Annotated in this window: 15 protein-coding genes and 1 tRNA gene; 11 read left to right on the top strand and 5 right to left on the bottom strand. The window is 54.7% G+C overall.

Annotation, left to right across the window (positions count from 1 at the left end; translation table 11 throughout):
* Positions 1 to 263 precede the first annotated feature (263 nt).
* A complete protein-coding gene (locus Poly21_RS00285) occupies positions 264 to 743 on the bottom strand; it encodes a hypothetical protein (RefSeq protein WP_146404861.1) in 480 nt (159 codons plus the stop codon).
* 310 nt (positions 744 to 1,053) lie between these two features.
* On the opposite strand from Poly21_RS00285, the gene Poly21_RS00280 reads away from it, so the two are divergent.
* Positions 1,054 to 1,575, top strand: coding sequence for a CBS domain-containing protein (locus Poly21_RS00280; RefSeq protein ID WP_302117021.1), 522 nt, complete (start codon positions 1,054 to 1,056; stop codon positions 1,573 to 1,575).
* A 186-nt stretch (positions 1,576 to 1,761) separates the two neighbouring features.
* Here the strand turns inward: Poly21_RS00280 and Poly21_RS00275 are convergent, their stop codons facing one another.
* Positions 1,762 to 2,937 (bottom strand): NAD(P)-binding domain-containing protein, encoded by a 1,176-nt coding sequence (locus tag Poly21_RS00275; protein ID WP_146404859.1) that lies wholly within the window; start codon positions 2,935 to 2,937, stop codon positions 1,762 to 1,764.
* 41 nt (positions 2,938 to 2,978) lie between these two features.
* A complete protein-coding gene (gene infC, locus Poly21_RS00270) occupies positions 2,979 to 3,545 on the bottom strand; it encodes a translation initiation factor IF-3 (protein WP_302117018.1) in 567 nt (188 codons plus the stop codon).
* Between the two features lie 307 nt (positions 3,546 to 3,852).
* Between infC and Poly21_RS00265 the strand changes: the two genes are divergently transcribed.
* The 5 genes from Poly21_RS00265 to Poly21_RS00245 all read left to right on the top strand — a co-directional run bounded on the left by Poly21_RS00265 (position 3,853) and on the right by Poly21_RS00245 (position 11,150).
* A tRNA-Val gene (locus tag Poly21_RS00265) sits at positions 3,853 to 3,926 on the top strand.
* Positions 3,927 to 4,146: 220 nt separating this feature from the next.
* Complete coding sequence (locus Poly21_RS00260; protein ID WP_302117016.1) at positions 4,147 to 4,389, top strand: hypothetical protein; 243 nt, start codon at positions 4,147 to 4,149, stop codon at positions 4,387 to 4,389.
* Complete coding sequence (locus tag Poly21_RS00255) at positions 4,386 to 5,477, top strand: PDDEXK nuclease domain-containing protein (RefSeq protein WP_146404854.1); 1,092 nt, start codon at positions 4,386 to 4,388, stop codon at positions 5,475 to 5,477. Before Poly21_RS00260 ends, Poly21_RS00255 begins: the two co-directional genes overlap by 4 nt.
* 500 nt (positions 5,478 to 5,977) lie before the next feature.
* Positions 5,978 to 9,424 carry an AAA domain-containing protein gene (locus Poly21_RS00250; protein ID WP_146404851.1) on the top strand — a complete coding sequence of 1,149 codons (3,447 nt, stop codon included), beginning with the start codon at positions 5,978 to 5,980 and terminating at the stop codon, positions 9,422 to 9,424.
* A 292-nt stretch (positions 9,425 to 9,716) separates the two neighbouring features.
* The gene (locus tag Poly21_RS00245; RefSeq protein ID WP_146404848.1) at positions 9,717 to 11,150 is read left to right on the top strand and encodes a hypothetical protein; all 1,434 of its coding nucleotides are present in this window, start codon (positions 9,717 to 9,719) and stop codon (positions 11,148 to 11,150) included.
* Positions 11,151 to 11,252: 102 nt separating this feature from the next.
* Here Poly21_RS00245 and Poly21_RS00240 read toward each other — a convergent pair whose 3' ends face one another.
* Together Poly21_RS00240 and Poly21_RS26875 are read right to left on the bottom strand one after the other, a co-directional pair.
* A complete protein-coding gene (locus Poly21_RS00240) occupies positions 11,253 to 11,741 on the bottom strand; it encodes a hypothetical protein (protein WP_146404845.1) in 489 nt (162 codons plus the stop codon).
* Positions 11,742 to 11,833: 92 nt separating this feature from the next.
* Positions 11,834 to 11,971, bottom strand: a complete 138-nt coding sequence (locus tag Poly21_RS26875; protein ID WP_302117013.1) for a hypothetical protein — start codon at positions 11,969 to 11,971, stop codon at positions 11,834 to 11,836.
* Positions 11,972 to 12,116: 145 nt separating this feature from the next.
* Here Poly21_RS26875 and Poly21_RS00235 point away from each other — a divergent pair, with 145 nt between their 5' ends.
* From Poly21_RS00235 to Poly21_RS00215, 5 genes are all read left to right on the top strand, one after another.
* On the top strand, positions 12,117 to 12,722 hold the full coding sequence (locus Poly21_RS00235) for an L-histidine N(alpha)-methyltransferase (RefSeq protein ID WP_302117011.1): 606 nt from the start codon (positions 12,117 to 12,119) through the stop codon (positions 12,720 to 12,722).
* Complete coding sequence (gene egtB / locus Poly21_RS00230; RefSeq protein WP_302117010.1) at positions 12,715 to 13,974, top strand: ergothioneine biosynthesis protein EgtB; 1,260 nt, start codon at positions 12,715 to 12,717, stop codon at positions 13,972 to 13,974. Before Poly21_RS00235 ends, egtB begins: the two co-directional genes overlap by 8 nt.
* A gap of 61 nt (positions 13,975 to 14,035) precedes the next feature.
* Complete coding sequence (locus Poly21_RS00225; RefSeq protein WP_146404836.1) at positions 14,036 to 15,373, top strand: alkyl/aryl-sulfatase; 1,338 nt, start codon at positions 14,036 to 14,038, stop codon at positions 15,371 to 15,373.
* 40 nt (positions 15,374 to 15,413) lie between these two features.
* Positions 15,414 to 15,836, top strand: coding sequence for an ACT domain-containing protein (locus Poly21_RS00220; protein WP_146404833.1), 423 nt, complete (start codon positions 15,414 to 15,416; stop codon positions 15,834 to 15,836).
* A gap of 182 nt (positions 15,837 to 16,018) precedes the next feature.
* Complete coding sequence (locus Poly21_RS00215) at positions 16,019 to 16,828, top strand: helix-turn-helix domain-containing protein (RefSeq protein ID WP_146404830.1); 810 nt, start codon at positions 16,019 to 16,021, stop codon at positions 16,826 to 16,828.
* The last annotated feature ends 26 nt before the right edge of the window (positions 16,829 to 16,854 follow it).

Raw genomic sequence — 16,854 nt, 5'->3', positions numbered from 1 at the left:
AACCACTCTGTGAACGCATCCGCCGCGCCAAAGCGTGGTGTACCGCCGCAGTGTTGAGTCTATTGCAAGCGATGTCGCCTTGTTGGCTGGTTACGGCGTTGATGTTCGCGTAGCCGGTGTGTGTCGACCAGCCACTGCATAAGCTCCTATAGTTCTTTTGCCTTCCTCCTCAGCAATGGGATGCCTATCATTTAGGCAGTGGAGTTGCTGCGATGGCTAGGCCCATTTCACGCCGCACCCAAGCTAAGTTGAGAGGAGCGCCGCTATAGATACATCGCCTGGAAACCATCGCCTTGCTCGATTTGCTGCTGCATCGCGGAGATACGCTCTTTGGTCTTCGTCAGATCGCCGGCTTGGATGTAGCGATTAAATTCAACAGCGACAGCGTGTTTAACGGACTCCGCGAGAAACTCTACCGAAGTCTCATTGAGCCACGGGCAGGTCTCTTTGCTGAGCCGGATGGTGAGATCGACACCCCGTGTCTTCAGATCATTCTCGCCAGTCAATGCCACGCCTTCGACGTCGAACTCTACCAGACCACTGTTGGGATCATTTGTCAGATGAAACCGGCAGGTGGCGCGGTGCAAATAATAGGAATTGTGCATGCCATGTTTGGTGACGGCGGCTTTTACTCTGAGGACGAACGCTTCGTAGGCTGGGGAAGCATCCAGAGGCACGTCCAATCGCCCCACGCTGCGCAGCGGCAAACAGTCAAATTCAAATTCCACCCACTGACCGAGCATTATTACTCTCCATTCTTGCAATTCGTGACATCTTTCACACCTTCGGCAAGACGCTCGTTCACGTTCGCTGCCGAATGACTGTTTTGACCGATTTTCCAGTAAAATGCGAGGTCAGGTGGAGTTTGTGAATAATCCGGCTTGCTGGCCACCAGCGATCCATGACAGGGAGAGCGTAAAAACCGTCAAAAATTTTCTTGACCAAGCCTACCGCAGCGTTTCACATTGAGAGCAGACGAAGAAGATTTCGTTAGGATTCTCCGCCGTGATCGGGGGTACCTCTTTTCAATCTGTTCGATTTTGGAGACATGTTATGACCAAGACCATCGGCACCGGCACCCTTCCCGCCATGGACCCCTCATCGATGCCTGGGATGACAGCGCGCGAAATGATGGTCCGCAACTTGATCACGCTTGACCCCAACATGGATGCCCTCGAAGCCCTCGATATCCTGCTGAGCAATCGTATCTCGGGAGCACCCGTGGTTGATCAAGATGGCATGTTCTTGGGGGTCTTTTCAGAGAAGTCCTGCATGCAATTCGTCGTATCACTGGCATATGACGGCATGCCGAGCACGGACGTGCAGTCGCTCATTGATGCTGACCCGCCGACGATCGGCGAGGAAACCGATTTATTGACGATCGCACAAGCATTCCTGACGCAGTCCTGCCGTCGACTACCTGTGCTCGATCAAGCCGGCAAGTTGCGTGGGCAAGTCTCTCGGCGCGACGTGATGCGCGCCGTCCGCAGTCACCTGAAAGCACCTCGGAAATCGGCCGCGGCATCGGGGCTTTTCTTCAGTGCGATCCTGTCCAGCTCGGAACGACGTTTCTGAAGCGATTGAATTTCTCTGTTAAACCGAGTGGACATCGCCCCGCGCTAGCCTGGGCTGTTAAATCTGTGGTATTTCACAGAACTTGGCTTGCGCAATGTTTGCTCTTCCTTGTGGCGAAGCTACGGCATGCTACCGCTTCGCGATCCAACGACGTCTTGCAGATGCATACGCGATCGGATGTTTCGCTCAGCTTTCGGGCTGCCAAGCGATTCGTCGTCGCAAACCTGCATCGCGCGCCTCAAGCGTTTCTCGCTCCGAAACTTCAGGCAGAGTCGCGCGCGTCCCGCATAGGTGATCGGCGATCTTTCGCGGGTGATCGTGGCAGTTTTCTAGAAACACCTGGTAGTGGCTGCTTTGGGTACCGCCGACCGCCGTGCCTGCAACGTAGATGCCTTCGCGCTCTGTCTCCATCGTTTCGGCATCGAATAACGGCGATCCCGAAGATGAGTCCGACACGATACCGAGTTGTTCGAACAGCGATTGGTCTTGGCGGTAACCGATCAGCGTCAACACATCGTCGGAGTCAATCGTTGTTCGGGATTGTGCATCGTCTAGATCTTCGGCGCGGAGTGTCACGGTACTGGGAGTGATTTCCGCGACGCGAGCCCCGAAGTAGGACTGGATACTGCCGCTACGAATCAAGCCTTCGATTTCGGGACGCAGCCAGTATTTAATGCCGTCACTGGGCAGTTGTTCCCGGTGGTAACACAGGCTCACATTGGCGCCGCCGCGATGCAGACGAATTGCCGCTTCGACGGCACTGTTACGGCCGCCGACGATCAAGACTCTGCGGCCGTGATAGCGATGGATCTCACGCAGATACCCGTCCACGTGCGGAAGTTCTTCGCCAGGCACACCGAGCCGATTTGGGAAATCGGTACCACCAACCGCCAGCACGACTGCGTGGGCGTCGACAAAAAACTCGGCCTCCGCGAGACCTTCGCAAGTACTCTGACCCGTCGTCCGCTTGTCCGACGCACTGGCTTCACCCAATGTGCGGCGAAACCCGAGCCGCCAACGATTGTCGGCGTCATGTGCTTGGTCCCCGATGGGAGAGATCGAGACCAAACGATGAAACGTGTTAACGGGCACGGCGAACTGATCGACCACGCTGCGGAGGTAATTCAAATACTCTTCGCGGCTCGCTTTGGCTTGGTCGACGGTGTTGAGCGGCACACCGGCGATGGCGATACGATCATTGCTGCTAAACCAGCGGGTTCCTGGGGCCCACCATGAAATGGTATGTCCCAGTGGTCCGGCGTCGAAGACGTGGGCGTCCACGCCGCGCCGCCGCAATTCAATCGCGGTCTCGATCCCACTGGGGCCGGCACCGACGACGACCGTTGGCAAGACGTTGCTCACTCGAAGACCAATGGTGGAAAAAAACGAAAGCTCGCGAACACTTACTTAGGTGCAATCATGCAGATCATGCGTCGACCGTGCTGCTGCGGCTTGGTTTCGACCTTGCCGTGCTCGCTAAGGATTTCGATGACCTGTTCCATGACTTTGCGGCCTTCCTCGATGTGGGCCATCTCGCGACCGCGAAATAGCACACTGACCTGGACCTTGTCCTTGTGCTCGAGAAATTTCTCGGCTTGCCGGATTTTAGTTCGAATGTCTTCGTCACCGGTTTTTGGCCGCAGCCGGATTTCTTTGGTCTTCGTGTGCGAAGCTCCGCTATTTTTTTTCTTGTTCTTGTCGTACTTGAATTTGCCGTAATCCATGATTCGGCAAACCGGAGGCCGCTCGCCGGGAGCGACTTCGACGAGGTCGAGTCCCGCGTCACGGGCACGTTCAAGTGCCTGTTCGGTCGGAATGATACCGAGCTGTTCGCCCGTCTCACTCACAACGCGGATCGGGGTAATACGAATTTGTTGGTTGATTCGCGTCGCATCGCGAGTTTCCGGTAGGACGTTTCGTCGTGCCAATGCCACTAAAGCAATCTTCTCCGGCCGGGGGCGTTCCGGCACAATAGGTAAGAAATGAGGGAGAATCCGGTCGCGGTTCATTCCGCCAGACCGTTTCTGTCTCCAAAAGGTTAGTTCAAAATGGGGAGATCAACCCCAATGTATGTAAAGTATCCAGCCCCAAGAGGGTCGACGTCAACAGTGAATCCGCAGATTTTAACGGTTTTTGAACTTAGAGGGGCCACTTGACGAATCCGCCACCCCAACGCAAACTACGCACACGTCACCCGAACTGCACCACTGAAGTCAGTTTTCAGAGCTGCCGATGACGTATCACGTGCTCTTTCCCAAGAGCATATAACCAAAAATCGGACGATTAGCTCAGTTGGTTAGAGCGCCACGTTGACATCGTGGAGGTCACAGATTCGAGTTCTGTATCGTCCACTCCCAAAAACCCCGTGGAACCCAGCGTTTCACGGGGTTTTTTCGTATCGGTTGCGTCCGAGATATCGGTCGTCCAACTTGACGGGATTGAACCCGAGCCGGGGATCGTTAGTCGACCGCTCACTAACGTGTTGGCGCATCCGCTAAAATGCTTGCAAAATGAGTGTGGAGCGCGCGAAAGTGCGTGAGCGGAACACGCATACGGGCAGTTTGAGCCAAAGTGCCTCTCAAGACAGGCTCAATCTCCTCGCGACTAGGCAAAGGCAGGACGCAATACATCGTCCTGACGCCCGGTCGCTACGTCGGTCTGCCCGATGAAGAAGACGATTTCGACTTTGCCGAACGTTTTGCGGCCCTGAAAGCGGAGTTTGAGAGCCAATTGAAGGAGGAAGCCAAACTCAACCAAGCCATCGCCGAGAATCTCGCCAAGGTGCAAATGCCAGTCAAAGAGGACGCTAAATGAGCGAGCTAACCCAAGACAAGGAATATCGCGACTGGATTGTTTCTATCAAGAGCCGGGTTCAGGCGTCCCAGATCAAAGCCGCCGTCGCAGTCAATTACGCGATGCTGGAGCTTTATTGGTATCTGGGTGAGCAGATTATCGAGAGGCAGGAAACGGCCAAGTGGGGCGATGGTTTTCTGGAGCAGATGAGCCGGGATTTGCTCGCAGAATTCCCTGACATCAAAGGGTTTTCCTACCGTAATTTGCGGTCAATTCGGCAGTGGGTCCGGTTCTGGAGCCAGCCCGATTCAATTGGGAAACAAGCTGTTTCCAATAGTGACCCAAATTGGAAACAAGTTGTGGCCAAATTGGCCCCGAACGCGCCGCAGCTTGTGGCGCAAATCCCGTGGGGGCATAACATTTTGCTCCTCCAGAAGCTAAGCGACCCCGCCGATGCCCTGTTCTACGTTCAAAAGACGATCGAAAACAACTGGTCGCGAGCCGTCCTGACCCACCAGATCGAATCCGGCCTGCACCTACGAGAAGGCAAGGCGATCGACAATTTCGACGCCACGTTGCCCGAGCCTGAAAGCGACCTTGCCCGGCAATTGCTCCGCGACCCGTACAATTTCGATTTCCTGACGCTGACCAAGCGGCATAACGAGCGGGAACTCGAAGACGGTTTGATCGATCACCTGACTAAGTTCCTGCTCGAACTCGGCGCGGGCTTCGCCTTTGTCGGGCGGCAATTCAAAATCAGCGTCGACGGCGACGACTACTGCATCGACTTGCTGTTCTATCACTTGCACCTGCACTGCTACATCGTCATCGACTTGAAGGTCGTCAAGTTCCAGCCCGAGTTCGCGGGCAAAATGAACTTCTACATATCGGCGGTCGACAGCCAAGTCCGCACCGAAGCCGACGGCCCCACGCTCGGAATCCTGATCTGCAAAAGCAAAAGTGACATCAAAGTCGAATACTCGCTCCGCGACCTAACCAAACCCATTGGCGTCAGCGAGTATCAGATCACCGAACACCTGCCCGAGGACCTGCGATCGTCATTACCCACGATCGAGCAGATCGAAGCGGAACTGGGGGGAGGTGGGTGATGAGTGAGTGGCAAACAGTGATGTTGGGTGTCTGCTCCGACCAAGTCACCCCCGGGGACCCACACGTACGCGTTCGAAACCGAAATGATACAGTCCCATGCCGGTGGCGGTTTTGTTCGCGTCGGTGCCCGCCTTCAGTCTGCTCAGCTTGCATTGGCTTTCGTCCTCCCCGCATTCGCCCCGCAGAGATACCCCATGTCGTTGCCAAACTAGCTAGCCTCGAATAGTTTTCTCCTTGTCTCGTGAGTTCTGAACGATTTCAGGCTTGAAAACGAGACATGTTGTGCGGCCACTTCGAATCTCGAGTGGTTCAACCACCACCGAGTCCAGACTCGTCGTCGTGATTTTCGCTGTTGGCATGAAGTCTCACTTCGTCAGACAACAGTTTAATACGCCGAGATCTGTTTTTTTCGAATTCCATCATCGCATCAGTTCAGCAGCCAACCATCCTGTTCACGTGGCCGCATGGTTGAAACACTTTTCGGAAGGGGGCTGACCAATTGATTGAAAACTCGAACAGTGAATTATCAGGCGAGGCGTCTGCCGAGCCGGACTTCGAACCGGCACGATTTGACTCAATTCTCGATCTGCCCGAGGGGGGCGATCAGCAACTCAAGGATGCGGCTGTCGCAATTCGGCAAGAGTACCGCGACGGATCACGCTGGAAGCGACTGAACTGCCACCGAGTCAGCATTTTTGCCGAGAAAGATCGCGGGACCATTTTTGTGGTTCATGTTGGTTCGTCGGTCGAGTTCGACTGGACGTGGGAAGGAGCGAAAGCGTTTCGCCCGAAGTCGCTTGACGACGACGAACGTTACTCGGATCGACTCGATGAAGAGGCCGGCTTTCAAGACGACAATCTTTGGTCGGGTGAAATCGTCGAAGTGGACGAACGGAATGGTTTCTTGTTCATCAGTCTTGACGACCCTGAGATGACGCCGCAGGCAGGACCGTTTTTTGTTCGTCCCTTTGAATTCATGTCGGTCTTGGACGCCATCTACAACGGAGATGAGTTCGACGAGGTTCGCAAGCATCTCCCAGCGAGATTGAATGCCAGCGAGGGCGATGTGCATCCGGTAGTGGCTCAGCGTCGGGAGTCCGGTTTGCCGCACCTGCGAGATTGGTGGCAGCACTCGTGGAGTGTTCTTTGGGGCCCTCCCGGCACAGGCAAAACGTGGACGACCGGCCAACAGATCGCCAAGGTCTTGCAAGATGGGAGCGAGCGAGTTCTGGTGGTATCGACGACCAACCGGGCCACCGATGCCGTCGCCATTTCCATCGGCGAAGCGGCACAGGAATTCTGCCCTGACGAAATCGATGATGACACGCTGCTGCGAATCGGGAAAGGTGCGTCATACCAAGCCTTCGTTCGCAAAGAGCTCGATCCGATGCTCAGAGGAACCGAGTCGGAGGTCTTGTCCCAGATCGATGGGCTTGCACGGCAGATTCAATTGTTTGAATCGCCAGAAGACAAAGCCCTCATACGGAAGCGGATTGGCCAACTGCGAACGACCGGCAACGACCAAAGCAATCGTATCTTCGTGGATGCTCAGCGACGTGTGGTGATCGCCACCGCTTTCAAAGCGATGAGCTATTTGAAGGACGGGTTCATCCGCAAGATGGTCGAGGACGGCGGCGCACCTTTCACCACGATTTTTATCGACGAAGCAGGGTTGATATCACGGGCAGCGGTTGCTGCACTGTCGCTGCTGGCGGCGAGGCGAATCGTGTTGGTCGGGGACTCAAAACAATTGGCTCCGATTAGTCGAATTTCAAGGATACTTCCAACTCGCCAGCAAACGTGGTTGGCAAGCAGTGGGCTGAGCCATCTCGACGACACGGAGAATGTTCCCAATGCGGTTCACTTGCTCTCGGAGCAGCGTCGAATGGACCCAGATGTGTGTAGGGTTGTGTCGAACTACCAGTATGATGGCGTTTTGACGACCGCCCCAGACCGCGCTGTGATGGAGTCGACGCTGTCGCTATTCATTGCCGATCAGTCGCGAGCCATTTGGTACGTCCTCGACGAAGAGGATGTTAGTCTCGCTTCGATCCGTGCTGCTCGTGGACCGGGCAACCGAAGTTGGGTTCGTGGAGTGACGCAATCGGTACTGCAAAAGCTGTTTTCAGATGCAGATGTTCAGTCGGCAAACGGCTTGTTCATCTCGCCGTTCAAGGCCCAGGCCCAGGAGGTTGGGAAGTTTCTGGCCGGTTGGGGAATGACAAATTGGGAAGCCTCAACCGTCCATAGTCAACAAGGCTCGGAAGCGGACATCGTCATTTTCGATACGGTCAATGCTGGGAGTGGGACGTGGCAAATCCCAGAGTGGAAGAGAATTGTCAACGTTGCCCTTAGTCGGGCAAGAGAAGCGGTGATTGTTCTTGCGAGTCGTAGCGAGATGGAGGAACCGTATCTTCGCCCATTAAAGAATGACATGACCGCAGCATTCCTCGTAAAGGACGACGAGCATTTTGTTTGGCGAGAGCCACGCCAACTGGAATCACGCCAACGGGAGTCAGGTCAAACGGGCGGGCTCGGGGCATCGATCGCGGCTGAGCAAAAAGCGGGCTACAAGAAAAAGGCATCTTGTCGCATGGGAGATCAATTCCATGAGCGAAAGGGAATGAAGCCAATTCTCTCGCGAGAACAGCAACGGCTGACCAATCTCGAACTTGATGGAAAGCCCCGATTGGTTCGAGGGGTGGCGGGCAGTGGAAAGTCGATTGTGCTTTGCAATTGGCTCGCTAGAACTGCGAAGCGTCTGCAAGATCAGAAGGATGCCCGGATCTGGGCGGTCTACGCCAATCGAAGTTTGCAACGGCTACTTCGGGAATCGATTGAATCGGCATGGACCGGTCTCAACGAGGAAAACCTTTTCGATCAATCGGATTTCCCTTGGGATAAAGTGTCGCTCCTTCACGTGAAAGACGTTTTGGCTGGGATGCTCCCAAGCGTGCAGATGTCCATCGAGTCTATCGGTTTTGACTACGATCGTGCCGCTGAGGAGTTCCTCAATCGTCAAGATGTCGACGAACTGCTTCCCCGCTGCTCGGCTCTGTTCATTGATGAAGCACAAGACATGGGACCGGCAACATTGCGGCTGCTGTTGTCCCTTGTCGAGCAGGCAGACGACCTGGACGCGAACAGTCGTTCGGCACATATCTTCTACGACAACGCACAAAACGTGTACGACACCAAGACTCCGAAATGGTCAGAGTTTGGTCTCGACATGCGTGGTCGGTCAACGATTATGCGTGAGAGTTTTCGCTCAACATCTCCGATCACCGAACTTGCCGTCAACGTATTGAGCCGACTTTCAGAAACGAGCAAACGCCGAGACCAGCAGGAATTGCTCCAGCTTCGATTGCTGGAGAAAACGGATCGAAACGGCGAAGATTGGTTACGAGTACGCTATAACCAGATCGATGGGCCAAAACCGATCTACCATCGTTTCAACAATCGAAGCCAGGAGATGGCTTCGATTGCTGGCCACTTGAAGTACTTAATCCAGGTCGATGGGATTTCGCCGACCGATATTGTCATCATTTACAATGGTCGAGTCCGAGATGTACTGCAAGCCAAGCTCGCACCGGCACTTACAGAGATCGGCGTTGAGCTTTCGTTTCAGAAAAATTGTTCATTCGAGAGACAGCCCAATACGCTGGTTGCCACCACGCCGCATTCGTTCAAAGGTTACGAATCAGAAGTAGTTGTGATTCCGTGTGTGGACAACTACGTCGCCCCCGGAGGCAAAATCTTGGAGAACAGCTTGTACGTGGCAATGACGCGTGCCCGTTCCCTGCTGGCGATCTATGGAGTGAACCGCGGATCGAGAGCCAGCCGAAGAGTTGGCGAGACGATTGGTGCTTGTATTTCAATCCAGAAAACTCAACCGGTCGTACAGGATTCGGACGATGAATATCCACCTAGTTCGCCTGTGTCCTAATTCCCCTTAAACACAAGCTCGTGAGTCTAGCGAGACGCTCTGTCAACGGCTCAAACGCCGGTTAAGCCAGTGTGAGATTGCTGATATTCGGGTATTTACCAGGGTGATGAGACTAAACCGCACAGTGCTGATCGAGAGGTGCCAGCGGTACACAAAATATTAAACATTGAATTTAAAAACGATTCGATGGTCGTGCTGATGTCGGTGCGCTTGTGCGGCAATAGAATTGAGGCAAAGCGGCGGGCGTGTTGTGTGCGCCGTGAGCAACCCCCAGGCCACCGAGCGTACCCGAATGAGTCAACACCGTGCGTCCACTTTCCAGGATCGACGAGAGTTTCTGCGCGCCTCAGCCTGGGGTGCCGCCACAGCCGCAGTCTCTGGTTTGAGAATGTCCCCTTTCGCGGCAGCGGACACTACCGATCCCGTCTCGTCCGCTCAACTACCGACCCGGCCAGCTGGCGTCAGCGTGCTCATGCCGCGAGATCGCGTGCCGCTGTCATTCATCATTGATGATTCAACGTGCTTGGTGAACATGGGACACTTCTGCAATCCGCAGTTCGCGACCGCCTTTCCCAGCCGCGCTGAGTACCAGAAGCCGTGGAAAACTTGGCCGCGTGAGATCCCAGATAGCTTTGTCCGTCGGTTCGGCGAGTGGTGCGCCGCTCAGGGAGTCAAAGGTAAGTACAGCATCGTCCCCAATCCTGCTTGCGTCGGCTGGCTTGATCGCGAATTGCCTGGTTGGTCGCGAGCGGAGCTGCAGTCCAGCTTAAATCTTGTCCGTGACTTGATGGTCCCCAATTGGGACATTCATCCTGAAATGATCACACACACTCGCCTGATTGATCTGAAAACGGGTAGGCCGATGGAAGCGATCAATGCGGCTACAATGGAGAACTCGTATCCGCAGGGGAAGAAGAGCGTGGACGAACTGGCTGCCTATCTAGCCTACGCGCTCCGCATCCTGAAGAATTGTGGACTGCCGTGCGAGGGCGTCACCACTCCCGGCGGATTTGGTAACGCGGTGAAGGGCGAATTGCCGCTGGCGGTCGATCAAGCGGTGCGGGACGTGTACAGCGTCGAGCTGCCACACTATTTTAAATACGTGCACTTAGGCGACCAGAGTACCGAGCCCCGGCTCGAGTATCTGCGCGGCGTAGGAACCGACGACGTGCGGCTCACCGTGAATGTTCCGGCCGGGACTGGTGATTGGTTTGGCGGTTGGCAGGGCGATGGGACTTCTGAACCCGATCGCTATTGCGATGCCGAGGCAAACAGCGGACGCATGGTCGAACTGATCGGACGGCGGCAACCGGCTGTCATGCTCTGTCATTGGCCGGGGATGTACAGCAACGGCAGCGAAGCAGGATTCCGGTCCTTCAAGCGAGTCGTCCTCTCGTTGGCATCGCGATTCGCCGACGACACGGTTTGGATGAAGGTCAGCGAGATCGGCCGCTATTGGGCCGCCAAACAACTGACCCAGATTCACCGTCAAGGCAACCGGGTAAATCTCACCGCTCCCTTCGCGACTGAAAAATTCACGTTGGAAATTGACGGCGGTGCAGGCCCCGTGGCCTTTGAGCAGGCAAACGATCGCACGATGTTGAATGAAGTGCTCCATTCAGCGGCCTTGGATGCTGGAACATGGATCGCCCGTGAAGGAAAAGTGATCGCGTGTTTCGACTTGCCGAAAGGGACGAGCGAGATCGTGCTCGGGGCGACCTCCTAGAGCGGGTGCCTCATGTGATTAGCCGGTGGGCGCTAGCCCCGGTTGTTGTTGGGAACGCGAAGCGTTCGCTAGATGGGGCAACCGGGGCTAGCGCCCAATCGGCTAATTTTGGTCGCGTTCTTTGCGGTCTTGAACTTCCTTGACATACCGGATGACCTGCTCGAGTTGCTCTTGCGAGTTGACGCATTTCCAATCGCCGCCCGTTGTCCAGACTGGACGGTTGACGAACATCGAATGGTCTCGACGTAGGCCGCCTGTCGCATTGGCTTTGAGTTGATCACGGACGACCCGCCCGCCATAACCCGACGCGGTGACGACGACATGGACATGATTCGAACGCGCATTGGTGATCCAGTTCGTCCATGCCCGATGATCACAGTGTTGTTGAATTTGAGCTTCGACAATTGATTGGTGTTCTTCGTTTAACAGTAGGATCGCATGATTTAATCGAGCTTGGTGCCAATGCTGTAACAACGGTTGTGGCGGACGCTGCCCATCGTTGCGGCTTCGCCACCAACGTTCATCTCCCTGTAGAAAGGTTCCATAGACAGTCCAGGTGATGAAAAACGCCAGAGGTTCCGAGTTGTCCATCTCACGATATTAGCCGATGGGCGCTAGCCCCGATTGTTGTTGAGAACGCGAAGCGTTCAGTATGTGGGGCAACCGGGGCTAGCGCCCGTCGGCTAATTTTGGATGCGGTCGTTGCGGTTGAGGAACTCGACGATCTGGCAGGGTTCGTGGGATTCTCTTTGCAGGACGGTTCCATCGACGGTCCAGGTTTCTTGATTTGATTCGATCAATTTGCCATGCGATCCATCCACGGTCATTCCCTCCATTAGGTCACCAGCATCCTTGCCACGAGTTAGAATTGATCCATCAAAGCGATCAATTCTAACCTCGGGAAACCAGGCGAAAACGGGGCAAAGACGAATGCAATTTGCTAGCAAACATGTCCGTAGAATGGGAATGCACCCTCCTGGAATTGAGATTTGTCCTGTGGTCGCCGACTTTACGAAACCGTTTTCGCTGCCGACAGCCAAGGCCCCCTATTCGCACGTGGCCCTCTATTTCCCGGGATCGACGATTGGCAACTACACGCCGGAAGAGGCAGCAGGACTTCTCGCGTCGATCGCCAAATTGCTTGGCCCCCAAGGTGGGTTGCTGATTGGCATTGATCTTCAAAAAGATGTGTCCACCATTGTCGCTGCCTACGATGATTCTCAAGGCGTTACCGCAAAATTCAACTTGAATTTATTGGAGCGTATCAACCGTGAGCTAAATGGTGATTTCGTCTTGCCCAACTTTCAGCACAAGGCGATCTACAACTCGACGGATCATCGCATCGAAATTTCGATTGTCAGTCTTGTGGATCAAAACGTGATGGTCGGAGACACAGTCGTTAATTTTGCGAAAGGCGAGAAGATTCTGACCGAGTATTCGCACAAGTATAGCATCGAGGGTTTCGCCGAACTGGCTAGGCCGCATGGTTTCAGCTTGCACCAACAGTGGACGGACAGCGAAGGCCTGTTCGGCTTGCTGCATCTTGTGCCAGACGGAGCGGCAGATGAATGAGAACGCTGCGGATTCGAGCTTGAGCAAACAATTCGAGAGTGTTCGGCGGTTTACCGATCGCATCACGGCGTCGCTTTCGCCGGAAGACTGCATGGTGCAGTCGATGGAGGATGCGAGCCCAGTGCGTTGGCATCTCGCACACGGGACATGGTTCTTTGAAACGTTCGTACTGAAACAAGAAGCGGACTACACGGTATTTGACAAGCACTTTTCCTATCTGTTTAACTCCTATTACAACGCGATTGGCGAGCAATTCCCCCGACCCAACCGGGGAACGATCTCGCGGCCTGGACTTGATTGCATTCGGGAGTATCGCCGTTACGTTGATCGGGAGTTGCTCAGCCGATTGCAATCGCCCGACTTCGTTGCTCGGCATGCTGAAACGATCACCGTAGGTTTGAACCACGAACAACAGCATCAGGAGTTGATCCTTACGGACATCAAGAATGCGTTGGCGTCCAATCCGATGTTGCCCGTGTATGAAGACCGCGAGTTTGCGCCGTCAAATGGGACGACGGATTCGTGGGCAGAGATCACCGATGGCAAATACGACGTCGGACACGATGGAGATGGGTTTTGTTTCGACAATGAACTGCCTCGTCACACGGTATTTCTTCCGGCATTTCGTATCTCGTTGAATTTGACGACCTGTGGACAGTTCATTGAGTTCATCAACGATGAGGGATACGAGCGACCGGAGTTATGGCTCTCACTCGGCTGGAACGCGGTCAAGGAACGGAGTTGGAACGCACCGCTCTACTGGATGCGCCGAGATGGTCGATGGATGCAATTCACATTGGCAGGGCTTACGCCGGTCGATCCCGATTGGCCCATCTGTCATGTCAGCTATTTTGAGGCGGATGCGTTCGCACGATGGGCTGGCAAACGACTCCCCACCGAATTTGAATGGGAGGTCGCATGTCGAAGTCTCACCGAGACGCGTGCAGAAGCTAATACGGGCCAATTCGCTGACAAGTTGTTCGCAGGCGGCTACGCCATTCACCCGACGTTGTCATCGGGTGGATTTTTTGGTTCCGTTTGGCAGTGGACTGCGAATAGCTATCAAGCCTATCCCGGTTACCGCCCGCCGCCCGGTGCGATCGGCGAGTACAACGGAAAGTTCATGTGCAATCAATACGTCCTGCGTGGAGGAAGCGTGGCAACGTCGCAGTCGCATATTCGCGACACATACCGAAACTTTTTCCCAGCGGACGCACGCTGGCAGTTCTCCGGCTTCCGCTTGGCAGAATAGCCGGAGATCGCCGAGCCACGAATTCAACGACGCGTTTAACCCATCAACAGAGAGAACCAAAATGAACCGACTCTTCCTTCCATTGATCCTGCTGCTCGTAGCGGCCCCCGTTTTTGCACAAGACAATGCTGCGACCCGAAAGCTGACGCAACAATCGAAACAGTTTGAAGAACAAATCGTCAAAGTCGCCGATAAAGTCCACGTCGCAGTCGGATTCAGTCCGGCGAACGTTTCGATGATCGTTGGTGACGATGGCGTTGTCATTGTCGATACGGGAATGACGCGAGACGACGCCGATCGCATCGTGGCGGAGTTTCGCAAGATCACCGACAAACCGGTCAAGGCGATCATCTTCACGCACTCACATGGTGACCATACCGGCGGTGTGACTTCGTTTCTTGGAGCAGAGCGACCGCAAATCTGGGCTCACAACAACTTCGGAAGCGAATACCGTCCATTGACGGATGCCGGTGTTACGTTTCAATCAGTCCGAGCAGCAAGGCAAGCTGGATTCAAGTTGCCACCGGAGCAACGGATCAACAACGGCGTCGCCCCGGTTCGATACCCCAAGAGCGGCGGCCACGCGTTCGCGTCAGGTGCGGAGTCGAAACCGTCACACTTTCTCGAAGGAGATCGGCAGACGATCAACGTGGCCGGAGTTGAACTTGAACTCGTGTCAGCACCCGGTGAGACCAACGACGAACTGTTCGTCTGGTATCCGGCTGGCAAAGTACTCTTCGCTGGCGACAATTTCTACCGATCGTTTCCAAACTTGTACGCGATTCGAGGGACTCCCAACCGTAGCGTTCGCCTGTGGGCCGACAGCCTCACTAATATGTCTGCCAACAATGCGGTCGCCTTGGTCGGTGGCCACACCAAACCGATTGTCGGAGCAGACGAAGTCAAACAAGTCCTCGGCGATTACCGTGATGCCGTTCAGTTCATCCACGACAAAACCGTCGAGGGAATGAACAAGGGAATGACGCCGGATGAGTTGGTTGAGTACGTGCAGCTTCCTGAGCGCCTCGCCAGCAAAGACTATTTGCAACCGTTTTACGGGCATCCCGAATGGGGCGTGCGGACCGTCTTCAGCCAGTACTTTGGCTGGTTCGACGGCAACCCATCCAATCTGTTTCGCCTGACGTTGAAATCAGAAGCAGAGCGTGTTGCCAAGTTGGCGGGTGGAAAAGAGAAACTGGTCTCTGCGGCCAAAGACGCGCTCGCGAACGATGACAACCAATGGGCCACGCAACTCGCAGACCATCTATTGGCCCTCGACAAGAACGACCGCGATGCAAAACAAATCAAAGCCGATGCTTTGACGAAGTTGGCTCGCAACATGGTCAACGCAACCGCTCGCAACTACTACCTCACCGTCGCACGCGAGCTACGGGAATGAATTCAGCTCCAACCGCTGCAGAAACACGATGGGAAAACAGATGAACGGCGAAGCGAATCTGCTGACATTGCTGCAAAACATGCGGCCGGAACTGCAAGATGGCGAATTTGTGTTTTGCTCATTGGAACCGGCAGTCGCGTCCGAACTTAGCCTTTCCCCCATCGGACAGTTTCTTGAAGAGGAGGGTTTGACGCTGATTCTTGCGAAGGACGAAGCGGAAGCGAACCATCTCGACTTCACTTTTCCTTGCAGGAAGATCACTCTCAAAGTGCACTCCAGCCTTGAGGCGATCGGTTTCCTTGCCATCGTAACTGAAAAGCTGGCAGAACACGGCATCAGCGTCAATGCAATCTCAGCCTGTTATCATGACCACCTTTTTGTCCCGTCTGAAAGAGCGGAAGACGCGATGCGTGTATTGGGCGACGTGGTCAAACAATCACATCGCTCTCAGCAACGACTATGAACAACAAAGTCATCGACGACGGTAGCCGAACGAGTCCGATTTTCGATAACCAGTGGAGGGACTTGTAGCCTCGTCCACTACGCCAGCGTTTGGTTGCTCGCGCCAACTGTGCGACGTAAACTGTCTGTCAGGTTTCAAGTTGTTTAATCGCCAGCGAGGATAGGATGGCTTCCGAATTCAAGGTGAAGCATTTCAAAGTTCGCGGTTCTGCTGACGACGCAATTACAGTCCATCAGTGGGAGTCGGTCAAACACACTTGGCCGCGACACTCACACCCCGAATACAAACTGGGCGTCTCCGAAGGCGGGACGGGCACGTTCTTCTATCGGGGCGAGCGATACCACACTGGACCGGGAAAGCTACTTGTCATCCACCCCAATGAGGCGCATACGTGCACAGCGACAGGGGCATGGCGGTATCTCTATGCTGCCCCAAGTGTCATCGCTAGCATCGTAAAAACGTTTGACCGCAATGGTGATATCGAACCCTTGTTGCTGCCTCCGGTCATCGACGATTCTCAACTTGCAGAACTCGTTTTGCAGGCTCACCGGGCGATGGACGACGGAGCTTCGCAATTGGATCAGGAATCTGCGTTCTATGATGCAATCTGTGAAGTCCTGGTTCGACACGCATCATTGCCCGACATACCGAAGAAGGAAGAACGTGCGAACATCCGCCGAGTCCAGGACAGCTTGGAAGCGAGATTCAATGAGAACGTCTCTCTTCACGAACTCGCTGAATTGGCAGGGACTTCTGCCCCGTATCTAAGCCGCGTCTTCTCCAAAGAGGTCGGCATGCCTATCCAGGTCTACCTCTCTCAAATCCGAGTGCGTCGCGCGCAGCAGATGCTGATGGCCGGTGAGACATCGGCGAATGTCGCCTACGCCGTCGGTTTCGCGGATCAATCGCACTTCACGCGACATTTCAAACGTCTCATTGGGGCGGCGCCCGGAACCTATTCCAGGGCCATTAGCACGACTGGGTCCTCTTGACTCAAGTCGCAAGCCGTCTCTCGCCT

This window comes from Allorhodopirellula heiligendammensis (assembly GCF_007860105.1).
Taxonomy (GTDB): Bacteria; Planctomycetota; Planctomycetia; order Pirellulales; family Pirellulaceae; genus Rhodopirellula; species Rhodopirellula heiligendammensis.
This window is presented reverse-complemented; position numbering and strand designations above follow the sequence as displayed.